Origin of the sequence: Aeromonas sp. 9A, from assembly GCF_963900955.1 — a bacterium.
Lineage (GTDB): Bacteria > Pseudomonadota > Gammaproteobacteria > Enterobacterales > Aeromonadaceae > Aeromonas > Aeromonas salmonicida.
Genome location: NZ_CAWRFG010000001.1, coordinates 1,959,174 through 1,983,081, shown reverse-complemented (window position 1 = coordinate 1,983,081; position 23,908 = coordinate 1,959,174). Strand labels below are relative to the sequence as shown.

Here is a 23,908-nt window from a genome sequence, read left to right as displayed (position 1 = left end):
AAGGAGATCTTCATGACCAGGGCCCATGAAAAACTGAACTATGTGGAGTTTGCGGCCAGGGATCTTGCCGCCACCAAGGCCTTCTTTCAGGCCGTTTTCGGCTGGCAATTTGCCGATTATGGCCCCGATTATTGCGCCTTCGAGGGAGAAGGGTTGGATGGCGGCTTCTATCGCGCCGATCTGTGCAGCCAGAGCGCGCAAGGCGGCGCGCTCTTGGTGTTCTACAGCGCCGATATAGAGGCAACCCAGGCCAAGGTGAGCCAGCATGGCGGCACCCTCAACCACCCGCTGTTTGATTTCCCCGGTGGCCGCCGCTTCCACTTTGTCGAACCCAGCGGCAATGAGTTTGCGGTCTGGTCCGAACCGGCGGCCTGATGGCGAGGGGTGGGCGAGAAACAATTCAGCCCCACCCCATATACCAAGCCAGCCGTTGTCCCTAGTTGTATCAACAACAAAAAGCATGAGCGAACATATTTTTGTGATCTTTGCGCTGCCAATTAGAGGACCAAATAGATTATCATCGCCATTCGATGCCAACTCCATGATTGGTAACCTCTATCAACGGATTGTGGCCTATATATTTAAAAATTTAAGTGGAGCAGGTAGATGGCTGGGGAAAGATCTAAAACCATTGGTGAGGTTGGAGAGAAAATTGCAGATAAATTCTTCAGTAGAATAGGTTGGAACTCTCCACAAAAAGGCATGTATTACACCTGTTACAACCCAAATACACATGCGCTTCCTGAAGCAAAAGGAGGTGAGAAGAAACAACATGGCATTGATTTCCAATATTCCTACAAGTCATCTCTTGAATCTAATACACTCAATAATTTAATTGTATCAATCAAACACATAAAAGATTCAAAATATCCTCAGTCAGCCACAGAAAAGTTTAAAGGGTATATCAGGGACTTAGTACATACTACTGAATGTTTTCAACGTTCTGCTGAACGAAGAGATATTAACTCGGCTTTTAAAGGATGCACTCAAATAAATGACATTCCCGTTTTGTTTTTCATTTCAAGTTTAGATGATGATGATACAGACTTCGTTACTCGACTACAAAGCAGCAGATTCATTTCAGAGTATGATGTAAAACAACTTTATGTAATAGATAATAAGAAAGTAACTTTTATACTTAAAACAATAGACTTTATAGAATATACATACCAAGATTGGGAGTGGTACTTTTATCACCCTCTCACTGGATTGAATTTAAATGATAACACTATAGTGTTGCATAGCAATAAACTTCAGGTTGAATATTTGACCAGCCCTATAATCCCATTTTTATTGAAGAAAAAAGTTGGCGAGCATGATACATACAAATTTATAGTTTCAACTATAAATGGGTTCTCAGAGGACAACTTTTCAAAACTAATAACATATTGTAGAGATAACACATTAGATCATGTTAGTGACTTTGAGGTGTTAACCCCTGATTACTTCTCAGATGACCATGATGTTATAAAAAGAAAAGTCCTTAGCTCTTTTGAGACTTCAATTAACATTTCCATTAAGAACTATTTGCCAACTTTTAGGAGTCTTGCTAATGAGTGATGCTTTCTTTATTCCAACTGGTGATTATTTACGTCAGTTTATTGGAAACTCAATGATTAAAGCTCCTGATATACAAGCCATCCTAAAATCGAGGGGAACCTTCAGTTCATCAACTGATAAAGTTGTTCTAGGGCCACTTCTTGTTAAGACTGGCATATCTCCTGAAGAGTTTGAGTTGCTAAAAGAAGCCATCCAATCGAAAGAAGACAACCCTAAGATAAGAACACGGAATTTAAAATGGAATAGTGATGAAACATTACTTAACGCTCTTCCTTTCGATTTTGATTTTTCAAATCTAATAAATGATCCTTTCGGTGTTATATCTATCGACAATGTACCTTCATTTTCCGCCGCAGGAGATGGAAAAGATCCCAACCATATAATCGCCGAGGTTACGCTAAAAAGAACTGATAAGACTAAAAATTTCGGTGATGATGTTTCCTTTCACAACGGCTCCATTGAATTAAAATTAACAAATGACAATGTTGATTTAAGACTTACAATGAAGCATACATCAAAAGAAACTGCTAATGTGCTGAACAAAATATCCACGAGAGTACATAAGCATCTATCTGAACACAATTATATTGTTGACCAACCTTTACAACAAATCTTGTTTGGCGATTTTACAAATGAAGCAAGAATTGGTTTCTTGCTGGAACTGGCCAGAACGAATGAAATGTACTTGTATTATAAGGACATGAAAAAAGTAACTTTCTCACCTGATGATGACCTAAAAGATAGCCGCCCACAAGAAATGGAGTGGTTTGAAGAAAAAGTGAAAAATTTGATGTTTAAAGGACAAGGCTTAGATACAAGTCTTTTCTTCATAAAGCAAGAATTAAAAAGCCATATAAAGCTATATAGCGTTACATCAAGTTATGAGCTTAATGATGATGAGCACCAAGGTACTTGCACTGTAACTATTTGCTTTCCAGAGCAGGAAGAAAACAGCGAATTAATGATGGAGGTCGACAATATCAACATACAAAGAAAGATGCCCGCAGAACAAAAATCAAAAATTAAACTTGATATACTTAAGTTTTTAGAGTCACACAAATTAAAATTACATGAAAAATATAAGGGTTAATGGACTTTATTGAATGTATAGCTCTAGATTTGTACATATGGATTGTACAAATCTAGCTATCACCTGACACCGCCCTTTGTCGGTGGCATTTATGTGTCCCATTGCTGCTCTTATCTCAATAGTGTTTTGCGACTGCTGCCCTGTATCCCCCAGTCTGGGGCGGGCATACTGACTCCCGTCTTAACTAGGAGGTTCAGATGTCATCACCCGTGATTGTGATTGCCCAACTTGAAGCCAAACCCGAATTTTCCGCCCAGTTCCGGGCCGCCCTTGAGCCGCTGATGGCGGCCACCCTGCAGGAATCTGGCTGCCAGCGCTACCAGCTGCATCAGGATAGGGACAATCCCCATAGCTGGATGCTGCACGAAGAGTGGGAGAGCGAAGCCGCGCTCACGGCCCACCGGCAGCAAGCTCACTTCCTCGACTTTATCGCCACGGCCGAGCCCTGGTTTGCCAGCAGCAATATTCGCAATTACCGCCGACTGCCGGCCTGAGCATTCCGAGACTCGTTGACGATGGCGCTGCCAACTTGCACCGCCGCCACGGCCTTTGCACCAAGCAAACGCCTTTGCTCTGGGCAAGGGCCAAACCCCCCATTTGAGGAAATTGATGATGAAAATGCCTGCCATGGGTCTGGGCACCTTTCGCCTGAAAGGTGAGCCCCTGCTTGCAACCCTGAATACCGGTCTGGCGCTCGGTTATCGCCATATCGATACCGCCCAGATTTACGACAACGAAAGCGAAGTGGGCGAGGTGCTGGCGACGACCTCGGTGCCCCGCTCGGATATCTACCTCACCACCAAGGTGTGGACCAGCGAGTTTGCCGAAGGCAAACTGATCCCTAGCCTGAAAACCAGCCTTGAGAAACTGCGCACCGACTATCTGGATCTGGCGCTGATCCATTGGCCCTCTCCCAACAACGAGGTGCCGATGGCCGTCTATCTGGAGCAGCTAGCCGAAGCCAAATCCCTGGGCTTGACCCGGGAAATTGGGGTCTCCAACTTCACGGTTGCCCAGCTTAAAGAAGCCATCGACATTCTGGGTCCCGGCGCCATCGCTCACCAGCAGGTAGAGATCCACCCCTTGCTGCAAAACCGCAAGGTGGTGGAATTCTGCCAGGAGCAGGGCATCGCCATCACCGCCTATATGCCGCTGGCTTACGGCAAGGTGCTGAGTGAGCCGCTCTTGATGGAGATAGGCAAGTACCACAAGGTGTCGGCAGCCCAGGTGTCGTTGGCCTGGCTACTGGCCCAGGGCATGACGGTGATCCCGAGCTCCACCAAGCGGGAGCATCAGGCCGCCAATCTGGCTGCCCTCGAAGTTTCCCTGAGCAGTGAAGAGATGGCCCAGATCGCCACCCTGGAGCGGGGTGAACGCTGCGCCGACCCCGACTTTGCGCCGGCCTGGGACTAAACTCGGCCCTCACGATCTTTCCCTGCTTTAGGGAGAGTAAAGGCCCCCTTGTGAGGCGTGAGGGTCATAGGGACTCACCCATGACGACAGCGCCAGAAAGCACCAAAACGGGAGGCAAAATGCCTCCCGTTTTTTTGTTACCCTTCTTGTTGCAACCCTTACCCTGGCTAGCCGCCAGCCATGCCCAACCCCAGCTTTCCTCTCCGTCTTTCCCCTCTTTCCTCAAGACTTCTTTTCTCAAACCCTCTTTATCTCGCCTTCGCGCTCCCGGCCTGCCGTCATCCCTGGTCGAACGGGGCACAGCAGAGCCGCTTATTGATGCTGATTTGGCAAAAGTAATTTGATGTCACCGTCATTTTTGCCAACAAAGCGACTCGGCATACTGGCCACCTTCTCCCGTCGGGAGTCACTATCCAAGGAGTTTGTATGCCACTGGCATTATTTGCCCTCACCCTGAGTGCCTTTGCGATCGGCACCACCGAATTCGTGATCGTGGGGCTCATTCCCACCATTGCAGAACAACTCAATGTTTCGCTGCCCACGGCGGGCCTGCTGGTCAGCCTCTACGCCCTCGGCGTCGCCATAGGCGCGCCGCTGCTGACGGCGCTCACCGGCAAGTTACCGCGCAAGTGGCTGCTGGTTGGCTTGATGGCGCTCTTTACCGCAGGCAACCTGCTCGCCTGGCAGGCCCCCGGTTACGATAGCCTGATCGTTGCCCGCATCCTGACCGGTCTGGCCCACGGGGTCTTCTTCTCGGTGGGGAGCACCATAGCCACGGGTCTTGTGGCCAAAGAGAAGGCGGCGAGCGCCATCGCCATCATGTTCAGCGGCCTGACAGTGGCGCTGGTGACCGGCGTGCCACTCGGCACCTGGATTGGTCAGGTGTTTGGCTGGCGTGAAACCTTTCTGGTAGTGAGCCTGCTCGGTGTGATCGCCATGGTGGGCAGCCTGCTGCTGATCCCGAACAACCTGCCCAAGGGGGCGGCCTCGACCATCCGCGAACAGCTCGCCGTGCTGACCAAGAAACCGCTGCTGCTGGTGTATGCCAAGACAGCCCTGGGTTACGGCGGCGCCTTCACCGCCTTGACCTTCCTCGCCCCCATATTGCAGCAGGTGAGCGGCTTTGGTGCCGGTGCCGTGAGCCTGATCCTGCTGGTGTACGGTGTCTCTGTAGCCTTTGGCAATATCTGGGGTGGCAAGCTGGCAGACCGACTGGGCCCCCTGCCCGCCCTGAAACTGCTGTTCGGTGGTCTGGCGCTGGTGTTGCTCACTCTCACCTTCACTGCGCCACACCCTGTGCTGGCGGTGCTGACCGTGCTGGTGTGGGGCGCCTTTGCCTTTGGCAACGTGCCAGGCTTGCAGGTGCTGGTGGTGCAACAGGCCGAGCGCCATACCCCCAATGCGGTGGATGTCGCCTCCGGCCTCAACATCGCCGCCTTCAACGTCGGCATAGCACTGGGATCCGTGGTGGGTGGCCTGGTGGTGGAACACCTGGGCCTGATGCACACACCCTGGATTGGCGCCCTTATCGTGCTGCTGGCCTATGGGCTGACCCATGTCAGCGAGCGGCGCGAAGCCAGACTGGCGCTGGCACTCTAAACCCTTGTGCAGACAAAAGGCCGACACTGGGTGTCGGCCTTTTCCATATCCAAAAAAGCTATAGCGGACTCAAGACTCCTTGAGATCCTCGTCAGCGGCCCAGCGGGCCTCCAGCCAGAGCAGGTTGACCAAGCCGCACAGCAGGGCAAACCCCAGCCCCAATATCCAGGTGAAATACCACATAGTCGAGATGTCCCTTTAGTTGAGTTAGTAGAGGCTATGGCCGTGCTGGCGCACCTGCTGGGTGCTCACCTTGCCCCGCACCACCCGGTAGACCCAGAGGGTGTAGCCGATATTGATGGGCATCAGCACGGCGACTATCCCCAGCATGATGAAAAGGGTGCGCTCGCTGGAGGTGCCATCCCACAGGGTCAGACTGCTCGACGGATCCAGCGACGAAGGCAGTACGAAGGGGAACAAGGCGATGGCGATGGTCAGCATCATGGTGGCGCAGGCACCGCCGCTGGCAAGGATGGCCAGCCGCGCCCGGCCAAAACTGCTTGCCAGCGTGCTCACCATTGGCAGCAAGAGGCCGAGGACCGGCACACTCCAGAGCCAAGGGTACGACAGGAAGTTGGTGAACCAACCCGCCGGCGCCAGCCCCACCTGTTTCATCAGCGGCGTGAGGGCACCATTGAGATCACCTATCTCATTTATCTGGTAACCCGCCATCTGGCTGAGCCAGACGCCGCCGAGGGCAAACAGGCCACTGGCAAGGGGGCCGAGCCAGAGGCTCTGACGGGCGCAGCGCTCGGCGATAACCCCTTGCGTCTTGCACTGCAAGAAGCTGGCACCGTGCAGCATCAGCAGGGCCAGTGCCGTGCCCATGCAGGTCAACAGCAAGGGCCAGTGAAACTCAAAGGCACCGTAGTGGATGCGCAGGGCAGCGTCGAAGCGAAACGGCAAGCCTTGCAGCAGAAAACCGAGCGTCGCACCAAACACCAGGGTCGGCAGCAGGGCCCCCGTCACCAGGGCTCTGTCCCACCAGCGTCGCCAGCGGGGTGAGGCCAGCTTGCTGCGATAGTCAAAGCCGACCGGGCGCAGAAAGAGCCCAAACAGCAGGAACATGAAGGGCACGTAGAGCGCCGAGAAGGCGGCGGCATAGACCAGGGGCCAGGCGGCAAACAGGGCGCCTGCACCGGCAATCAGCCACACCTGATTGCCCTCCCACACAGGGCCCACACTGTTGAGCAGCACCCGCCGCTCATCGTCTGTTTTGCCGACCAGGGGCAACAGCAGGCCAACCCCCAGGTCGAAGCCATCCATCACCACGAAGCCGATGAGCATGAAGAGCACCAGCCCCCACCAGACCAATTTCAGGGTTTCGTAATCCATCAGGCAGGACTCCCGTTTTGCAACACTTCACCTTGATAACGACCCGTCTGCAGGCTGGCAGGCCCTTTGCGGATCACGTGACGCAACAAGAACAGCTCAACCACCAGCAGGCTGGTGTAGATGAGACAGATGGCGATGAGACTGAACCAGAGCTGGCCCGGTTGCAGCAAGGAGACGGAGGCAGACACTGGCAGCACGTCGCTGATGGTCCAGGGCTGGCGACCGAACTCGGCCACGAACCAGCCCGCCTCTATGGCAATCCAGGGCAGGGGTATGCTCCAGAACAGTACTTTGAGCAGGCGCGGCGACTGCACCAGTCTGCCACGACACAGTTGCAGGAAAGAGGCGGCAAACAGCACCAGCAGCACTATGCCAATCCCCACCATCAGCCTGAAGCTCCAGAACAGTGGCGCCACTTGCGGGATTGAGTCCGCCACGGCCCTGGCAATGGCCCCTTCATCGGCTTTGCCGATCTCCCTGGCATAGGGGGTGAGCAGCAGGCCGTAACCGAGATCATGACGGTGACGATCGAAGGTGGCCTGCGCGGCTGTATTGCTGCCGTCTGCCCTCAGCGCTTCCAGCGCATCATGGGCCAGCATGCCGCTGCGGATCCGCGCCTCGTGCTGCACTTTAAGATCCTTGATGCCGGTCACCACCTCATCGAGGGAACGGGTGGCTATGATGCCCATCAGGTAGGGGATTTTGACGGCGGCATGGGTGGTCTCGGCATCCTGATCGGGCCAGCCGAACAGGGTGAAGGCAGCAGGGGCTGGCTCTGTCTCCCACTCCGCCTCAATGGCGGCGAGTTTGACCTTCTGCGCTTCCCCCGAGGTATAGCCCGACTCGTCACCCAGTATGATGACCGAGAGGATGGCGGCCAGACCAAAGCCCGAGGCGATGGCGAAGGATCGCAGGGCGAAACGTACTTCCATGCGGCGCAGCAGATACCAGCTGCTGATCCCCATCACGAACAGGGAGGCCGCCACATAACCCGCCGCCACCGTATGCACGAACTTGACCTGAGCCACAGGGTTGAACAGCACGGCGGCGATATCCACCAGCTCCATGCGCATTGTGACGGGGTTGAACTCGGCGCCCACCGGGTTTTGCATCCAGCCGTTGGCAATGAGGATCCAGAGCGCGGAGAGATTGGAGCCGAGCGCCACCAGCATGGTCACCAGCAGGTGTTGACCACGGGAGAGCTTGTCCCAGCCGAAAAAGAAGAGGCCGACCAAAGTGGATTCCAGGAAGAAGGCCATCAGCCCCTCCACCGCCAGCGGGGTACCGAAGATGTCCCCCACATACTGGGAGTAGTAAGCCCAGTTGGTGCCGAACTGGAACTCCAGGGTGATCCCCGTGGTCACTCCCATCACGAAGTTGATACCAAACAACTTGCCCCAGAAGCGGGTAATGTCCTTGTAGATCACCTTGCCGGTCATCACGTAGGCCGACTCGGCGATCACCAGGATCCAGGACAGCCCCAGAGTGAGGGGCACAAACAGAAAATGGAACATCGCCGTCGCACCGAACTGTATTCGGGACAGGCTGACCACATCATCCAGGCTTATCATGCATGACTCTCTATGTTGCATTTAACAGACAGGTTCTCGTCGGTTAAGTACACCATGGGTCATGACACCTATAACAGATGCAGTTATAGTGAATTACACCTATAACAGTTTGAGTACTCCATGTCCCTCTACGGCCAGCTGGCAGATCAGTTGCAGCAACAGATAGCGAGCGGCGTCTGGCAAGCGGGGGAGCGCATTCCTTCCATCCGCCAGAGCTGCAAGATCCACCATCTGAGCCCCATGACGGTGCTGCAGGCCTATCAGCTGCTGGAAAGCCGCGGTCTCATACTGGCGCGACCCCAGTCCGGCTACTACGTCAAAGCCGCCCCCTCCCCGCTGCGAGCCAGCGCACAGCAGCAAGCGCACTACACAGGCTCGGTGGACATCAACGATCTGGTATTCGAGGTGCTGCAGGCGAGCAAGTCGCGGGAACTGGTGCCCCTTGGCATGTCGGTGGCCGATCCGACCCTGTTCCCCCATCCCCAGCTCGGGCGGGCACTGGCGAGCTGCATGCGCAAACTCGATCCCTTCAGCACAGTAGCCGATTTGCCTCCCGGCAACGTGGCGCTGCGCCGCGCCATCGCCCAGCGCTACGCCAGTGATGGCCTGGCGGTGAGCCCGCAGGAGATCATCATCACAACCGGGGCCATGGAGGCACTCTCCTTGAGCTTGCAGGTACTGACAGAGCCGGGGGACTGGGTGGTGGTGGAATCCCCCACTTTCTATGGCGCCCTGCAGGCCATAGAGCGGCTGAAACTCAATGCGGTGGAGATCCCGGTGATCCCGGGGGTGGGCATCGATCTCGTCCTGCTGGCCGAGGCGCTGGCCCAGCGCCCCATCAAGGCATGCTGGCTGATGGGCAATGTGCAGCACCCCTTGGGCCACACAATGCCAGACGGCCACAAGCAGGCGCTGATGCAGTTGCTGAGCCAGCATGAGGTGCCACTGGTGGAGGACGACGTCTACGCCGATCTCTACTTTGGCCGTGAACGGCCCAAACCGCTCAAGTGCTGGGATGTGCGGGGCGACAGCCTGCTGTGCAGCTCGTTTTCCAAATGCCTGGCCCCTGGCTTTCGGGTCGGCTGGGTGGTGGCGGGGCCCCATGCCGAGCGCATTCAGCGGCTGCAACTGATGTCGACCCTGTCGACCAATGTGCCAAGCCAGCTGGCACTGGCCGAGATGTTGCGCCAGGGCGGGGTAGATGCCCACTTTCGCCGTCTGCGCCACACCCTGGCCCAGCGCCAGCAACAGATGCGGGCCGCCCTGCTGCGCCTCTTTCCGGATGAAGTGCGCATCAGCGCCCCCGATGGCGGCTATTTCCTCTGGCTGGAATTTGACACCCGTCTCGACAGTCGGGCACTGCACGCCCGGGCGCTCACCTGCGGCTTTTCACTGGCGCCCGGCGCGCTCTTCTCCAGTCAGGGGCAGTACAACCACTGCCTGCGCCTCAACAGCTCCCATCCCTGGCGCCCCCAACTGGAAACCGCCCTCGCCCAGCTGGCCGAACTTATTCACCAGCAGCTCGCGCCCCATCTGGAGGCCGGAAACCACAAGGCCCCGTGACTGGGGCCTGGTCGGCGGCTATCCGTACAGCCAAGAGGCTCCGCAGCGAGCCTGATCCATGGGGCTATCTGGCATAAATTTCAGACTGTCGTTTAAAGCCGAGGGACTCGTAAAGCGACTTGGCTCTCTCATTGAATGACATGACTTCCAGCTTGATCTGGCTGGCATCATGGGCCTTGGCCCAGCCATCGCAATGGTCAATCAGCGCCTTGCCTATGCCTTTGGATCTGTGGTTTTCATCCACCACCACAGAGCTGATGTGACAGATGGGCAACTTGGTGAGAAAGGGGATGGCTTCATTGATGTCGATTCTTGCGCTCAGAAACCCCAACACCTGCTCATTATCCACGGCAACACAAAACAGACGGCCTTCGTTTCTGATGGCATTGAGCAGAAAATCTCGCTCCTCGACAGAAGGTGCACAAAACACCTGCGGCACATGCTCAAAGTGCATCAAGCCTATTTGCCGATTCAGTTCGACAATGGCGTCAATATCGCTCTCTGCTGCTTTGCGTATTTTCAATGAATGCTCCTTGTATGGCTTGCTGCTGACAAAGTGACCCCCACTTTTTAGTCTGTGGGGAAAGACCCATCATAGGGGGAGTCACCGACAACAAGAAGGGTCAATTGTATCCTGATACAGTTTGATGACCGCAAGATGCACATACAACAACGCCCCGTGACAGGGGCGTTATCGGCTACCGATGGTATTGGTTCCTGTCAGGCGGGAGCGCTCAGCTGTGCTACCTGCCGCTCTATGCTGCTCTTGAGGTTGTCATCGAGCTTGAGCGCACGGGCCAGCTCGTCGAGATAACCGCGCTCCATAAAGTGATCCGTCTCGATGGCGAGCAGAGAGGCAAGGTACACCTCGGTGGCCAGCTCCATGTCGGTCACCTCACGCGCCAGGGCATGGGGGTCGAGGGGGCGGGCAAGCTCGGTGTCAATCCAGCGCGCCGTATCACTTTGACCCTGCTCGGTCAGGTACTGCTGGATCTTCTCGCGCTCGGCACTGTCGATATGACCGTCGGCCCGAGCGGCCGCCACCATGGCGCGGACCAGCAAGGCTGCACGGGCATCCAGCGCATTGCCCTGCAAGGTATCGAGGGGCTGGGTCGGTTGCGCCGGGCTCGACTGCTGGGCCTGCCAATCCTGATAAAGCTTGTAGGCCAGCCCGCCAAGGGCCGCTGCACCGCCCACCGCCGCCACCTTGCCGCCATATTTGCGGATCTTCTTGTTGCCGAGCAGCAAAGCCATGGCACCGGCAGCCAGGCCGCCCTGCGCCATGCCCTTCATCTGCGCCTTGCGGCTGTCGCCGCCTTCGTTGAGCCAACCTTTGCCAGCGCCCAACAACTGATCCAGCATTTGTTTCATCATGACTCCTCGCAATTGACCCCCCCATGCTTGCGCCGAGTTTATGAACCAAGAGTGAATACGCGCCCAATATCACGCCGGGCGCTGTGCATCTTGTCGCCATTCGCGGTATACCTGACATAAATGCTGGCCAGCTTCTCAGGCCCGCCATGGCGCCAATGAACCAACCGGTACCGCGACTATGTCAAGACAAGGAGAGAGCATGACCCCACCCCGCGAGCTGACCCTGCAGTTTCTGGCAGAACCCGCCGACGTGAACTTTGGCGGCAAGGTGCACGGCGGCATGGTGATGAAGTGGATCGATCAGGCCGGTTACGCCTGCGCCGCCGGCTGGTGCAGCGGCTATGCGGTCACCGTCTACGTGGGGGGGATCCGCTTCCTGCGCCCCATCCAGATAGGCCAACTGGTGGAAGTACATGCCCAGGTGATTCACACTGGCACCACCAGCATGCACCTGGCGGTGGATGTCTACAGCCGCCATCCAGCGGACCGGCAGCGCCACAAGACCACCCACTGCATCATCATCTTCGTCGCCATGGACGAGACAGGCACACCGACCAGGGTGCCCCAGTGGCAACCTGTCTCGGCCGCCGATCTGAGCTTGCAGCAATACGCCAAAAAACTGATGGCCCTGCGCGAAGAGATAGACAAGGAGATGCGTCAGCACCTCTGAGCCCTTCATCGCCCGTGATACAGGGCCGGTCCCTATCCGGGTGCGGCTCTGTATAATGGCGCTTTTCCCATTACGGAGTCTGTTATGTCATTGGAAAATGCCCCGCCCGAGGTCAAGCTGGCGGTGGATCTTATCGAGCTGCTGGAAACCAACCGGATCGATCCCGCGCTGGCGCTGGCGGCGCTGGCTATCGTATCCGAGGACTATCAACGCAAGCTCAAGGAAGGCAAGGATCACTGAGGGTGGCAGCGCTGCCGCCTCACCCAGCACAGGAGGCAAGATGACAGATCCCATCCGTTTCGAAAGTGGCTGCCCCATGCTGTTTGGCGGCCTGCGTCGCCACCATGAGTTCGAGCACGCCGACTTCGGCGGTCAGTGGCGCGATTTCAGCGCCCTGGGTCCGCTGCCGGGCCAGCTGGGGGAGCATGCCTATGGCGTCATTTGCGGCGTGACCGCCACACAATGCGAATATATGTGTGCGGTGGAAGTCGCCGCGCTGGAGGTACTGCCCAAGACGCTGGGGCGGATGCGCATCCAGCCCCAGACCTATGCCGTCTTTTTGCATCAGGGTCATGTCTCGACCATGCCAAACACCTGGCAGCAGGCGCTGGACTGGCTGGCTCAATCGGATTACCAGTCTGCCCACCAGCCCGACTTCGAGCGCTATGGCGCCGAATATGACCCCCACACCGACAGCGGCGAAGTGGAACTCTGGCTCGCCGTTGTGCCGCGCCAGGCCATGGCCTGAGGCGGGCCCCTCAACAGTGCGCCCGACCCATTCAGGCAGGCCCCATCACCTGGTCGCACAGGGCGATCAGGGCCTCGCTGAGGCGGGCCAGGGGTTCGCCACGCTCCGCCCCCAGGTGCAGGGCCAACTCGACCGGATTGATCCTGGGCCAGTGCGAAAGGACCACCTGATCCGGTTGCAGCAGACGTGTTGGCAGCAGACTAACCCCGATCCCGGCGCTCACCGCACCCTGCAAGCTGGCGAGGCTGGCACTGACATAGGCGATGCGCCAGCGCCGCCCCTGCCCATCGAGCGCATCCGTGATCTGGCGTCGATAGAGCCCTTCACTTGGGAACACCACCAGCGGCAGGGGATCGCGATCACAGGCAGGCCAGTCGCGGCTGTCGACCCAGGCCAGGGGTTCACGCCAGCTGGCGAGTGGTGCTCCTCGCCCCCGGCCCTGCTTGACCAGCGCCAGATCCAGCTCGCCGGCCTCGAAGCGCTGCCAAATCCCGTGGCTGAGGCCACTTTGTACCTCCAGCCGCACCTGCGGATATTGGCGGGCAAATGCGGCCAGCACGGGGGCAATGGCGCCGGCGGCGAAATCCTCCGGCACCCCCAGGCTCAATTGCAGGCTCGCTTCTGTCACCTGTGCCTCGGCTTCTGCCAGCAGCGCCAGAATGCGGCGGGCCAGCCCCAACAGCTTTTCACCTTCCGCCGTGGTCACCACCTGACGACCACTTCTGTCCAGCAGCGGGCAGCCGAGCTGCTGCTCGAGGCGCCGTATCTGCTGGCTGATGGTGGACTGGGTCAGGTGCACCCGCTCACCGGCACGGGTGAAGCTGCCCGTGTCTATGATGGCAACGAAGCTGCGCAGCAACAGGGGATCCAGCATGGCATTCTCCATTTACAAAATTACTGGATGTCATTCTATCATTTAATTTCCAAATGATTGATGGCACCACTAGGCTGGTCTGCTCCCCCATAGGTTCAAGGTTTCTCTCATGCCCCACTCTCCTGCCGAGCCCTCAGGCTCCCACCTTGTCTCGTCGCTGACCTCCCTCACGGCCCCTTCCCATCCAGAGTGGCTGGAGCAGGCGCTGCAACTGGCCCTGCAGAATCGGCAGCGAGGAGGTCGCCCCTTCGCAGCCCTGCTGGTACAAAATGACCGACTGGTGGCAAGCGCCGTCAATACCATGCATCTGGAGGGTGACCCCACCCGCCATGCGGAGCTGGAAGCCCTGCGCCAGGCCAGCCAATCCGGGCCGCTGGCGGGGGCCATCGTCTACGCCAGCGGTCACCCCTGTCCCATGTGCCTGAGTGCGCTGGTGATGAATGGCATCCGCGCCGTCTATTACGCCTTTGATAACCATGATGCGGCCCCCTTCGGCTTTGACAGCACATCGAGCTATGACAAGCTGCGACTGCCCCTCAACCCGCCACCTCTGCCCCTCATCAAACTGCCAGTCTCCCTCGGCGCCGCCGCGCTCTATGGAGACAACTCAGAGGCGGAACCAGCCCATGAGTAAGGACCTGCCCGCCAGCACCCTGCACCACAGCAAGCAGGATCTGGCCCTGCTGGTGCTGGTGATCCTGATTGGCCTCAACCTGCGCCCCTTTCTCACCGCCATAGGCCCCTTGAGCCGCGACATTGCCGACGTGCTGGCGCTGGACATGGATACCCTGGCCTGGCTCACCCTGCTGCCCCTCTGGCTTATCGGCGTCGGCGTGCTGATCACACCTGGCCTGCGCCGCCTCACGGGCCCAAGCCAACTGCTGGGGGCGGCTCTCTTGCTGCTGGGGATGGGAAACGCCATGCGCTTTGATGCCCAAAGCGGCGCCCTGCTGATCGCCAGCGCGGCGCTTTGTGGCCTCGGCTCGGCGCTGGTGCAAGGGGTGCTGCCCGGCCTTATCAAGCAGAGCTTCGCCCACAAGGTGCCACTGGTGATGGGGATCTTCTCTGCCTGCATGATGGGAGGCGGGGCGCTGGGAGCCAGCCTCACCCCGCAACTGGCGGCAAGCCTCGACTGGTCGCGGGCGCTTGCCCTGTGGAGTCTGCCGGTGCTGTTGGCCATGGTCTGGCTAGGGTGGAAAGTCCGCCTGCCAAGCGCCGCCGTGGTGGCTATTCCCCACGGTGAGCAGCGGCTGATCACCCTGCCCCGCAGCTGGTTGCTGATCGGCTGCTTTGGCATCATCAACAGCGGCTACGGCATCGTCGTCGCCTGGCTGGCACCCGCCTATATGGCGCAAGGATGGAGCGCCCAGCAGGGGGGCGAGCTGGTGGCCTGGCTGGCGCTGGCGCAGACCGCCAGCGGTCTCGGCCTGCCCCTGCTGGCAGCTCGCAAGCTTGATCGTCGCCCCTGGATGGGCCTTGCCATCATCATGCAGGTAGCAGGATTTGGCGGCCTCTGGCTCGCGCCACAAGCCGCCCCCATCCTCTGGTGCATGCTGTGCGGCGCCGGGCTTGGCGGCAGCTTTTCCCTCATCATGGTGATAGCGCTGGATCACCTGCCCGACCCGCGCCGCGCCGGCACCCTCAGCGCCCTGATGCAGGGGTTCGGCTTTATGCTGGCGGCAACCGGCCCCTGGGTGGCCGCCCGCCTCCATCACCTGAGCGGCGACTTCGCCGCCGCCTGGCAGTGGCAACTGGGGGGATTGGTGCTGATGAGCCTGCTGGTGCTGCGCCTGGATCCCCGCCACTACCCCAGCGTAATGGGGCTGGCCAAGCCGGCACCCAACCCCGTCGCCGTCAATTGACCCTTCTGCGTCAGTACATCCTCACCCCGACCGGGTGAGGATGTCTCCTGCCTGCCAGCTTCCTCGCTGACAAAGCGGTTGCCCTTCACCACTGCCAGCTGTGTAAATCATCAACAGATGATTTCATATCACATTGATTTTAAACATATTAACCGACCCCATATGGAGGGTTGCCCCAGTATTATGGACCGTTATGGTGAGGAACTCAGACGAGCATAATTCTCATTTCGTCTGGCAGGGATGATGTCGTATTCACCAAGGAAGATAACGCCACACACCAGTGGCCCTGATATCACCAGAAGGTAAAAACATGCGGAAAAATGCAAAATGGGCTTCTCTACTCAGTGGCTTGGCCATGTTAGGCGGTGTCATCTCACCGGCCATGGCTGAAGAGTCATTCAATCTGTGGCAGGAGTGCGCAACCCGCTGCAACCTGGACCTTGGCCAAGGTGTCAGATCCAGCCAACTCGATCTCTCCACTTTGCTTGATGAACAAGCAGAACAAGGCGTATTGCACTACTCCATGGTGCTGGGTGAAGGAAGCAACAGCCTCAAACTCGCCATCGACAATGCCCTGACCCTGCGCAGCGATGGCTCGAGCATCACGCTAACCAGCGCCACCGCAGGCAAGGAGCCTCGCAGTTACAGCTACCACAGACAGGGGAAGGGCAGTTGGTCCCTGCACTGGCTGGTGCCCGTCGGGAATGAAGCGCCCGCCAGCATCAAGGTCTTCTTCCATGAGCTGGATGCAGGTTCCGACATCAGCCATATCTCCCCCATCTACAGCATCGAAGTCAGTGACGCTCTGCTGCGCAACATGGCAAAAAACGCGACACTCTATGTCAGACATGTTGAAAACAACGAAGTCAACCGCACGCTCACCCTCAGCGCTGCGGGAGTCGGCTTCGTGGCCGCGCCGACCCATCACAGTCGCCAAAAGCGCTGGAGCGAGTGGCATACCGGCAAGGTGCTTTGCCTGTTGGACCCGCTGGATGCGGTTTACAACTATCTATCTCAACGCAGCTGTAATCTGGGTGATACCTGGGAAGGCAAGGTTTATCGGATACTGGCTGGGACTCCGGCTTCTCACGACACCCATATTGTCCCTACCGCCATCAGCCATCGCCTTCATTTTGCCAAGGCCGACAGCCTGGCAGCCCTGACCACCCATCAGGTGTGTGCCATTCCGCTCGAAGCGTTGGCGCGCAGTCGTCAACCCAGAGGCTGGGAAGAACTGAGCCAATGCGGCTACCCGGTCCACAATCTGATCACCCTTTATGTCCTGACACGCTTGCCATGGTCCCAGCTTGATTCCGTGATTGCCCAGGCGCTGAGCCACACCACTCCCGAGGATGGTTCAACCCCCCGAGGGCAGCTGGCACAAGCCATTCGGGAAAACCCGGCCCAGGCGCGACTGGCCCTGACCATGGCCGCCGCCCAGAGTGACGCCTTTACCCGACAGCATGCACACAATACTCAAGAGCAAGCCGCCAGCGCCGATGTGGTCAATCTCACCTGTCCGGCGGCAGATCTCAATTGCCTTGCCCCAGCCGACAGTGCCAATGCCCTGCAAGAGCGAGATTATCCGAATGGTGCCAGCTTCCTGGGTGAGGGGGAGAGCGTCCGTTTTACAACGGCTGGCACCCAGAATTGGTCGATGGCCCGTCTTAGCCAGGCCCATCAACAGTTGATTGACAGTGGCTATGCCTTTGTCGGCTACCACGGCACTTTTATCGAAGCGGCCCACAGCATAGTGTTTGAAGGTGTTCACGAGCGCGATCAATCCTCGATAGCCCCCTGGCAAGGCTTCTATGTCGCAGGAGATCCTGCCCTCGCCTATGGCTACGCCCAGGATCAGGACGCAGATGAGCGGGGACGGATCCGCAATGGCGTCCTGTTACGGGTCTATGTTCCCCGTACCGCCCTGCCCCGTCTCTATGCCACTTCGTTGACACTGGCGTCCCCTGATGCCGTTGATGAGGTCAGTCGCCTGATTGGGCACCCCTTGCCGCTGCAACTGGACGCCATCACAGGGCCGGAAGAAGAAGGTGGACGCCTCGAAACCATATTGGGATGGCGCCTGGCGGAGCAGGCGGTGGTGATCCCCTCCACCATACCGACGGATCCGCGCAACGTGGGTGGAAACCTTGATCCTGCCACTGTGTTACAAGAGGAGCGCGCGATCAGCACACTACCTGACTACGTCACCACACCCCGCGACGAGCTGTAATCCCTGTATGCAGATACCAAAACACCGGCCTGAGGCCGGTGTTTTTGGGGATAACAAGGAGAGGCTGACGCCGCTCAGGGTGCGCCTCAGCGCCCCTTCTTCTGGCGGCCGGACTGGCCGGCACGCGGTTTGGCTGCGGCCGGTTTGCTGCCCTTGTTGGGCGCCCCTTTACCTGCACTGCCTTTGCCTGCGGCGGCTTTACCGGCGCCGCCTTTGCCAACAGCCCCCTTGCCCACGGGGACCTTCTTCTCGAAGGCTTCCGGGCCCGGCACATTGGGGCGGCCGCCAATCTCGTGGTCATCATCCCGGCGCGGCTTTTTGCCTTGCGCCGCTTTGCCGGTTTGAGCAACAGTGGCTTTGGCCACCTTGGGCTTGTCGCCTTTGGCCGGTTTCACTTCGGAGGAGGAGTCCTCAATCAGCTTGAACAGCTCGATCAGCTCATCGTCGGTCAGATCGCGCCACTCACCCACCGGCAACCCCTTGAGGCTGACGTTCATGATGCGAATGCGCTCGAGCTTGGTCACTTCAAAACCGAAGTGTTCGCACATGCGGCGGATCTGGCGATTCAGCCCCTGCACCAGGGTGATGCGAAACACGAAGGGCGCCTCTTTCTTCACCTTGCACTTCTTGGTGACGGCACCGAGGATAGGCACACCGGCCCCCATCCCCTTGATGAAATCGTCGGTCACCGGCTTGTCGACGGTCACCAGGTACTCTTTCTCGTGATCGTTGCCCGCCCTCAGTATCTTGTTGACCAGATCCCCGTGGTTGGTCAGGAAGATGAGCCCCTGGGAGTCCTTGTCGAGCCGCCCTATGGGGAAGACACGGGTACTGTGGTTGACGAAGTCGACTATGTTGTCCTTCTCGCCCGCCTCAGTGGTGGAGACTATGCCCACCGGCTTGTTGAGCACGATGAAGACCAGACTGTCGGCTTCCCGCGCCTCGATCACCTGACCATTGACCTTGACCAGATCCCCGGCAAACACCTGATCGCCGATCCCGGCCCGCTTGCCGTTGATAAAGACCTGACCCTGCTCGATAAAGCGGTCGGCCTCGCGGCGCGAGCAGATGCCGCTCTCGCTGATGTACTTGTTCAGGCGCATGGATTCATTAGCCAGCATGGGTCACCTGCCACAGGCTGATAGCCCCATCCAGTTGCACGGTTGCCGGTGCCGGCATCGTCAGGGAGGCTGTTTGCTGCATCAGCCGGTTCACTTCGTCAAAGTTCTGCATACCATTCCATCTTCAAAAAGGCCAAGGCCAGCTTAACCATCAAAAAACGCCGATACAGTAGCATAACTGGCTGCTGTGAAGCGCAGATAGTTACCGCTCAGTGGCTCTCGGCTGGCTTGTCGTCCTGATGCCAGCGCACGGCTCACCGCGCTGGCGCACAGAAGCTGTCAGATTGCCGGCCCGGGCGGACCAGCTGGCTGACAAGGGGATGCCCCTGGAGAGGACGTCTACCTCAGCTATACATATCATCTTGTTTCTATTAGGCTTTAAGCCATCTTTCAGCCGCTTGACCGCGGTGCTCTCTCGGCTGCCCACCCCAGGAGGCGGGCCCACCCCTCATCGCCAAGGATCACACCATGCTGGCTCGTACCCGTCGCCTCCTTCGCCGCTCTCTTCTGACCCTCTTGCTTGCGCTGCTGGTCGCTTGGGGGGTGATCGCCTACTTCGCCTGGCAGGCTGCGCCGCTGCAGCTGTGGCATACCTTTATTCCCCCCGAGCTCTGCGCCGACGAACTGGATAGCAGCGACTGGCCAGCCTATCAGGCCCGCGAGCAACAGTTGTTCGATCTGGTGGAGCAGGAGGTGGTCGCCAAGACGCCGCCGGAGCAACAGCTGGCGGGCAATCGCTACTATCAGGGCTCGCCCATCAACCCTGCCCACTTTCAAGACGACTGGAATCGCTCCTACCTGCTGCGCCCCGAGGGCGAAGTGAAGGGAGTAGCCGTGTTCCTGCATGGCCTGACCGATTCCCCTTACAGCCTGCGCCACCTGGCCCAGCGCTATCGCGAGCAGGGCTTTATCGCCCTTGGTTTGCGCATACCCGGTCACGGCACCGTGCCCGCCGGGCTGGTCAATATGGAGTGGGAGACCTGGCTGGCGGCGACGCGACTGGCTGTGCGCGAGGCCCGAGCACAAGCCCCGGGTCCGCTGCCACTGCATCTGGTGGGTTTTTCCAACGGCGGCGCGCTGGCGGTGAAATACGCGCTGGATGCGCTGGAAGACAAAACGGGGACATTGGCAAGGCCGGATCGGCTGGTGCTCATCTCCCCCATGATAGGGGTGACCCGCTTTGCCCGTTTCGCCGGCCTGAAGGCAGTGCCCGCCCTGCTGCCCGCCTTTGCCAACGCGGCCTGGCTCGGCATCATGCCCGAATTCAACCCGTTCAAATACAACTCCTTCCCGGTCAATGGGGCACGTCAATCCTACCGGCTAACCCACGCCATTCAGCAGCAGGTGCGCCAACTGGCGACCAGCGGTGAAATGGCGGCCTTCCCGCCGGCACTCACCTTCCAGTCGGTGATGGACTACACGGTCAGCACCCGCTCCATCATCGCCGATCTCTACCACTTCCTGCCGAACAACGGCAGCGAGCTGGTGCTGTTCGACATCAATCGCGGCTCTGTTTTCGGCCCCTTGCTCAACAGTGCCTCCGAGCTGGCCCTGAGCCATCTGCTGCCGAGCCAGCCCCAGCCTTATGCGCTGACGGTGGTCGGCAACGAGGCGGCGTCCCGCCCCCTGACCCAGGCAAAAACGATGGTCGCAGGCAGCACGCTCGAGCAAGTTCACCCTCTTGGCATCGACTACCCCAAGGAGATCTACTCCCTCTCCCACGTGGCGCTGCCCTTCCCCATGGACGATCCCCTCTACGGCATGGCGCCGCACCCGGAGCAGCTGAACCAGTACGGTATCAACCTGGGCGGGCTGGCCCTGCGCGGGGAGCGCGGTATGTTGATCGTCAATCCAGGTGCCCTCACCCGCACCTCCTCCAACCCCTTCTATCCCTATCTGCAAGAGAGGGTCATGGAGACACTCACTGCAACCCCCGTCACCCAGCCTGCAGCCGTAAAACCCGCCAGCAGCAGTCACAATGACGAGGCCTATCAGGCCGAGGTCGAGCAATTTTTACAGGATGCAGAAGATAGCGGATCGCCTTTCTAGCGGATCGCTGGCAAATCGGCGCAGCAACGCTGGCGCGATAGCGATAACACAAGGGGCAGTCAATTGACGGCCCCTTTGCACATGAGTGGTCTGACTGCGCTCTTCAACATCAAGCAGCGCAACAGGTGGCGTCTCTCTTTCTTTTTTCTTTTCCTTGTCCAAACGTCGCTATGGTGTCCTCAAGATGTTGTGAAATGTGATTGGGCACGCAACTTCTATCAAAGCGATGGTGTCGAAAAACACCTGCAGAATCACAGCTTTGCTTCTGTCCCCCCCCTGAACTGTTAGCTCCTTCACAACTTTCCCTGTGCAGCCGCCTTTTTTCCATTTTCAGCCGGAAAAAACGCCCCCCCCTTCAACACACTGTGGCCCCCCATACTGGCAGGCCAGTTTCCACTCTGTACTCGAGGTCTTCGATGAAAAAAACGATGTTGGCGCTGGCGATAAGCGCCCTGGCCTGCTCCTCCCTCGCCTGGGCGGCTGCGCCCAATACGGATCTTCCCCTGATGCCCTATCCCCAGGAGGTGATGCTGGGCAAGGGGGGGCTGCCCGTCGATCGCCACTTCACCATCACCCTGAGCGAGGCCCGCTCCCCCTCCTTGCTGCAGGCACAACGTCGGCTGCAACAACGCATCGAACGCCAGACAGGCCTGTTTCTGGTACCGGGCACCGATGGCCCAGGTCTAGAGATAGCGGTCAAGCAGGGGATCCCCTCTTTCCCGCAGCAGGAGAGTGAAGATGAGAGTTATCAGCTGCAGATCACCAAGCAGGGTGCCCGCCTTGAAGCCAACACCTTCTATGGCGCCCTGCGCGGCATGGAGACCTTCCTGCAGCTGCTGCAAAGCGGACCAGGCGGCTACTCAATCCCTGCTGTCACCATCGCGGATCAACCGCGCTTTCCCTGGCGTGGCCTGCTGCTTGATTCGGCTCGCCACTTCCTGCCCCTCGAGGATCTCAAGCGTCAACTCGACGGCATGGCGTCAGCCAAACTCAACGTCTTTCACTGGCACCTGACCGATGATCAGGGGTGGCGTTTTGAATCCAAACGCTTCCCGCGCCTTCAGGAGGCAGGATCAGACGGCCAGTTCTACACCCAGACCCAAATCCGCGAGCTGGTTGACTATGCCGCCCAGCTCGGCATTCGAGTCGTTCCTGAGCTCGACTTCCCCGGCCACGCGTCAGCCATTGCGGCGGCCTATCCCGAGCTCATGACGGAGGTCACCGACTACGCCCCCGAGCGCCGTTGGGGCGTCCACAAGCCGCTGCTCGATCCTAGCAAACCGGCAGTCTACGACTTTATCGACCAGCTGGTCACCGAAGTGGTCACCCTCTTCCCCGATCCCTACCTGCACATTGGTGGGGACGAAGTAGACCCCGAACAGTGGCAGCAAAGTAAGTCCGTACAGGCCTATATGCAGACCAACAAGCTGACCACAACCCAAGAACTGCATGCCCACTTCAACAGTAAGCTGGAGCAGATCCTGGCCCGCCATGGCCGCAAGATGATCGGCTGGGATGAGACACTGCACGCGGATCTGCCCAAAAGCGTCGTCATCCAGTCCTGGCAGGGGCAAGATGCGCTGGGAGAAGCGGCCAGACAGGGCCATCAAGCGCTGCTCTCTACTGGCTACTACATCGATCAACCCCAGCCAACCGCCTATCACTACCGCAATGATCCCCTGCCCGTCCCACAACCTCTTGCCGATACCCCGCAGCCTGGCGAGCAGTGGCAAAGCTGGGCCTTTGAAGCGCCTCGCAAGCGGGGCAGCCCGGTCAGCGGCAGTTTCACCCTGATAAGGGATCAGCAAGGCAAGCTGCGCGGCTTCATCGACTTCGAGGGAAAATCCCGACGTCCGGTACAGGATGTACGCGAGCACAACGGCATCACCACCTTCTGGATGGACAGCTGGATGGGCAAGACCCAGCCGCGCGTAACCCTCGCCTCTGGTACCCTCTCCGGGGTGCTGCAGGTGGCCAACTCCACCTACCCCATCACGGGCAAACAGATAGGTGGCAGCCAGATGGCAGGGACCAAACTGCCTGAAAACAGCTACCCGGTATTTCTGCAAGGGGATGAGACCCGCCGTGTGCTCGGCGGCGAAGTCACCCTCTGGAGCGAGCTGGTCAATGAGCAAACGCTGGATCTGCGGCTCTGGCCGCGCACCTATGCCATCGCCGAGCGCCTCTGGTCGGCGCAGGATATTAACGATGAAAAGAGCATGTATCAGCGACTGGCCTACATGGACCGCTGGGGCACCCTCTCCGTCGGACTGCAGCACCAGTGGGATGGCATCCGGAACATGATGCGGCTGGCCAATCAGTCAGATATATCCCCCCTACAACGCTTTGCCGAGGCAGTCGAACAGGCCCAGTACTATCATCGCCACCACGAAAAGTCGGCCAATGAAAATTATGACCGCTACGATCCCCTAAACCGGCTGGCCGATGCACTTCCCCCCGAAAGCGCGACCATTCGCCAACTCGACGGCTGGGTAGATGAACTACTCGCCGATCCGGTGCACCAGGCGCGCCAGTTGGAGATCCGCACCCTGCTGCTCGGCTGGCAGGCCAATACCCCCGCGATGCGTCAGCTCAGCGCCAACAACCGGGATCTTGCCGCGCTCGCCCCCATGGTGGAACAAGTGGATGCCCTCTCCCGGCTCGGGGTGCGATTGCTTGACGCCAGGCAAGAGCAACAGCCGCTCTCTGCCGCCGAACAGAACGCCGCCCGCACATTGATCCGGGAGGCCAAACAGATCCGGGATGAGCTGGTCGTCTCCAGCGCCTATCCCATCGAAAAGCTGCTGGAGGCCAGTTAGCGAGCCAAAGAAGGCCATCCCGCCTCACCA

Annotated in this window: 23 protein-coding genes; 15 read left to right on the top strand and 8 right to left on the bottom strand. The window is 58.5% G+C overall.

Features of this window, described 5'->3' with window-relative positions:
* Nucleotides 1-12 precede the first annotated feature (12 nt).
* From AACX78_RS09420 to AACX78_RS09395, 6 genes are all read left to right on the top strand, one after another.
* Nucleotides 13-375 carry a VOC family protein gene (locus AACX78_RS09420; RefSeq protein WP_159166035.1) on the top strand — a complete coding sequence of 121 codons (363 nt, stop codon included), beginning with the start codon at nucleotides 13-15 and terminating at the stop codon, nucleotides 373-375.
* 231 nt (nucleotides 376-606) lie between these two features.
* Nucleotides 607-1,560, top strand: coding sequence for a GapS4a family protein (gene gapS4a / locus AACX78_RS09415; RefSeq protein WP_159166034.1), 954 nt, complete (start codon nucleotides 607-609; stop codon nucleotides 1,558-1,560).
* Nucleotides 1,553-2,650 (top strand): GapS4b family protein, encoded by a 1,098-nt coding sequence (gapS4b, locus tag AACX78_RS09410; protein ID WP_159166033.1) that lies wholly within the window; start codon nucleotides 1,553-1,555, stop codon nucleotides 2,648-2,650. The genes gapS4a and gapS4b overlap by 8 nt, the downstream gene beginning before the upstream one ends.
* A gap of 197 nt (nucleotides 2,651-2,847) precedes the next feature.
* A complete protein-coding gene (locus tag AACX78_RS09405) occupies nucleotides 2,848-3,144 on the top strand; it encodes a putative quinol monooxygenase (protein ID WP_159166032.1) in 297 nt (98 codons plus the stop codon).
* A 115-nt stretch (nucleotides 3,145-3,259) separates the two neighbouring features.
* A complete protein-coding gene (gene dkgB / locus AACX78_RS09400; RefSeq protein WP_159166031.1) occupies nucleotides 3,260-4,063 on the top strand; it encodes a 2,5-didehydrogluconate reductase DkgB in 804 nt (267 codons plus the stop codon).
* Between the two features lie 426 nt (nucleotides 4,064-4,489).
* Nucleotides 4,490-5,662, top strand: coding sequence for an MFS transporter (locus AACX78_RS09395; protein ID WP_159166030.1), 1,173 nt, complete (start codon nucleotides 4,490-4,492; stop codon nucleotides 5,660-5,662).
* 69 nt (nucleotides 5,663-5,731) lie between these two features.
* On the opposite strand, the gene cydX is transcribed toward AACX78_RS09395, so the two are convergent.
* From cydX to AACX78_RS09380, 3 genes are read right to left on the bottom strand one after another with little or no spacing between them, the layout of a single operon-like run.
* Nucleotides 5,732-5,845, bottom strand: a complete 114-nt coding sequence (cydX, locus tag AACX78_RS09390) for a cytochrome bd-I oxidase subunit CydX (protein WP_005310033.1) — start codon at nucleotides 5,843-5,845, stop codon at nucleotides 5,732-5,734.
* 24 nt (nucleotides 5,846-5,869) lie between these two features.
* Entirely contained in the window at nucleotides 5,870-6,997 is a 1,128-nt protein-coding gene (cydB, locus tag AACX78_RS09385) for a cytochrome d ubiquinol oxidase subunit II (protein ID WP_111588631.1), read from the bottom strand.
* On the bottom strand, nucleotides 6,997-8,568 hold the full coding sequence (locus AACX78_RS09380; protein ID WP_021138513.1) for a cytochrome ubiquinol oxidase subunit I: 1,572 nt from the start codon (nucleotides 8,566-8,568) through the stop codon (nucleotides 6,997-6,999). The genes cydB and AACX78_RS09380 overlap by 1 nt, the downstream gene beginning before the upstream one ends.
* 120 nt (nucleotides 8,569-8,688) lie before the next feature.
* Here AACX78_RS09380 and AACX78_RS09375 point away from each other — a divergent pair, with 120 nt between their 5' ends.
* Entirely contained in the window at nucleotides 8,689-10,131 is a 1,443-nt protein-coding gene (locus AACX78_RS09375) for an aminotransferase-like domain-containing protein (RefSeq protein ID WP_159166029.1), read from the top strand.
* Between the two features lie 64 nt (nucleotides 10,132-10,195).
* Here the strand turns inward: AACX78_RS09375 and AACX78_RS09370 are convergent, their stop codons facing one another.
* Nucleotides 10,196-10,654 carry a GNAT family N-acetyltransferase gene (locus AACX78_RS09370; RefSeq protein ID WP_159166028.1) on the bottom strand — a complete coding sequence of 153 codons (459 nt, stop codon included), beginning with the start codon at nucleotides 10,652-10,654 and terminating at the stop codon, nucleotides 10,196-10,198.
* A 197-nt stretch (nucleotides 10,655-10,851) separates the two neighbouring features.
* Nucleotides 10,852-11,502, bottom strand: coding sequence for a tellurite resistance TerB family protein (locus AACX78_RS09365; protein ID WP_159166027.1), 651 nt, complete (start codon nucleotides 11,500-11,502; stop codon nucleotides 10,852-10,854).
* Between the two features lie 202 nt (nucleotides 11,503-11,704).
* Between AACX78_RS09365 and AACX78_RS09360 the strand changes: the two genes are divergently transcribed.
* The 3 genes from AACX78_RS09360 (at nucleotide 11,705) to AACX78_RS09350 (ending at nucleotide 12,923) form a co-directional block, all read left to right on the top strand.
* Nucleotides 11,705-12,175, top strand: a complete 471-nt coding sequence (locus tag AACX78_RS09360) for an acyl-CoA thioesterase (protein WP_021141144.1) — start codon at nucleotides 11,705-11,707, stop codon at nucleotides 12,173-12,175.
* 84 nt (nucleotides 12,176-12,259) lie between these two features.
* Complete coding sequence (rsmS, locus tag AACX78_RS09355) at nucleotides 12,260-12,415, top strand: pleiotropic regulatory protein RsmS (RefSeq protein ID WP_005310018.1); 156 nt, start codon at nucleotides 12,260-12,262, stop codon at nucleotides 12,413-12,415.
* A gap of 40 nt (nucleotides 12,416-12,455) precedes the next feature.
* Complete coding sequence (locus tag AACX78_RS09350; protein WP_159166026.1) at nucleotides 12,456-12,923, top strand: GyrI-like domain-containing protein; 468 nt, start codon at nucleotides 12,456-12,458, stop codon at nucleotides 12,921-12,923.
* A gap of 31 nt (nucleotides 12,924-12,954) precedes the next feature.
* Here AACX78_RS09350 and AACX78_RS09345 read toward each other — a convergent pair whose 3' ends face one another.
* On the bottom strand, nucleotides 12,955-13,797 hold the full coding sequence (locus AACX78_RS09345; RefSeq protein ID WP_159166025.1) for a LysR family transcriptional regulator: 843 nt from the start codon (nucleotides 13,795-13,797) through the stop codon (nucleotides 12,955-12,957).
* Between the two features lie 109 nt (nucleotides 13,798-13,906).
* On the opposite strand from AACX78_RS09345, the gene AACX78_RS09340 reads away from it, so the two are divergent.
* The 3 genes from AACX78_RS09340 to AACX78_RS09330 all read left to right on the top strand — a co-directional run bounded on the left by AACX78_RS09340 (nucleotide 13,907) and on the right by AACX78_RS09330 (nucleotide 17,889).
* Nucleotides 13,907-14,431, top strand: a complete 525-nt coding sequence (locus AACX78_RS09340; protein WP_159166024.1) for a nucleoside deaminase — start codon at nucleotides 13,907-13,909, stop codon at nucleotides 14,429-14,431.
* Nucleotides 14,424-15,659 (top strand): cyanate transporter, encoded by a 1,236-nt coding sequence (locus AACX78_RS09335; protein WP_159166023.1) that lies wholly within the window; start codon nucleotides 14,424-14,426, stop codon nucleotides 15,657-15,659. Before AACX78_RS09340 ends, AACX78_RS09335 begins: the two co-directional genes overlap by 8 nt.
* 349 nt (nucleotides 15,660-16,008) lie before the next feature.
* Nucleotides 16,009-17,889, top strand: coding sequence for an exotoxin A binding domain-containing protein (locus AACX78_RS09330; protein ID WP_111588677.1), 1,881 nt, complete (start codon nucleotides 16,009-16,011; stop codon nucleotides 17,887-17,889).
* Between the two features lie 86 nt (nucleotides 17,890-17,975).
* On the opposite strand, the gene rluF is transcribed toward AACX78_RS09330, so the two are convergent.
* Together rluF and AACX78_RS09320 are read right to left on the bottom strand one after the other, a co-directional pair.
* Nucleotides 17,976-19,010 carry a 23S rRNA pseudouridine(2604) synthase RluF gene (gene rluF, locus AACX78_RS09325; RefSeq protein ID WP_159166022.1) on the bottom strand — a complete coding sequence of 345 codons (1,035 nt, stop codon included), beginning with the start codon at nucleotides 19,008-19,010 and terminating at the stop codon, nucleotides 17,976-17,978.
* Nucleotides 19,000-19,122: a hypothetical protein gene (locus tag AACX78_RS09320; protein ID WP_265342326.1), complete on the bottom strand. Its 123-nt coding sequence runs from the start codon at nucleotides 19,120-19,122 to the stop codon at nucleotides 19,000-19,002. The genes rluF and AACX78_RS09320 overlap by 11 nt, the downstream gene beginning before the upstream one ends.
* A 356-nt stretch (nucleotides 19,123-19,478) precedes the next feature.
* On the opposite strand from AACX78_RS09320, the gene AACX78_RS09315 reads away from it, so the two are divergent.
* Together AACX78_RS09315 and AACX78_RS09310 are read left to right on the top strand one after the other, a co-directional pair.
* Nucleotides 19,479-21,059 (top strand): alpha/beta hydrolase, encoded by a 1,581-nt coding sequence (locus AACX78_RS09315; RefSeq protein ID WP_159166021.1) that lies wholly within the window; start codon nucleotides 19,479-19,481, stop codon nucleotides 21,057-21,059.
* 416 nt (nucleotides 21,060-21,475) lie between these two features.
* Nucleotides 21,476-23,878: a beta-N-acetylhexosaminidase gene (locus AACX78_RS09310; protein ID WP_159166020.1), complete on the top strand. Its 2,403-nt coding sequence runs from the start codon at nucleotides 21,476-21,478 to the stop codon at nucleotides 23,876-23,878.
* Nucleotides 23,879-23,908: the final 30 nt, after the last annotated feature.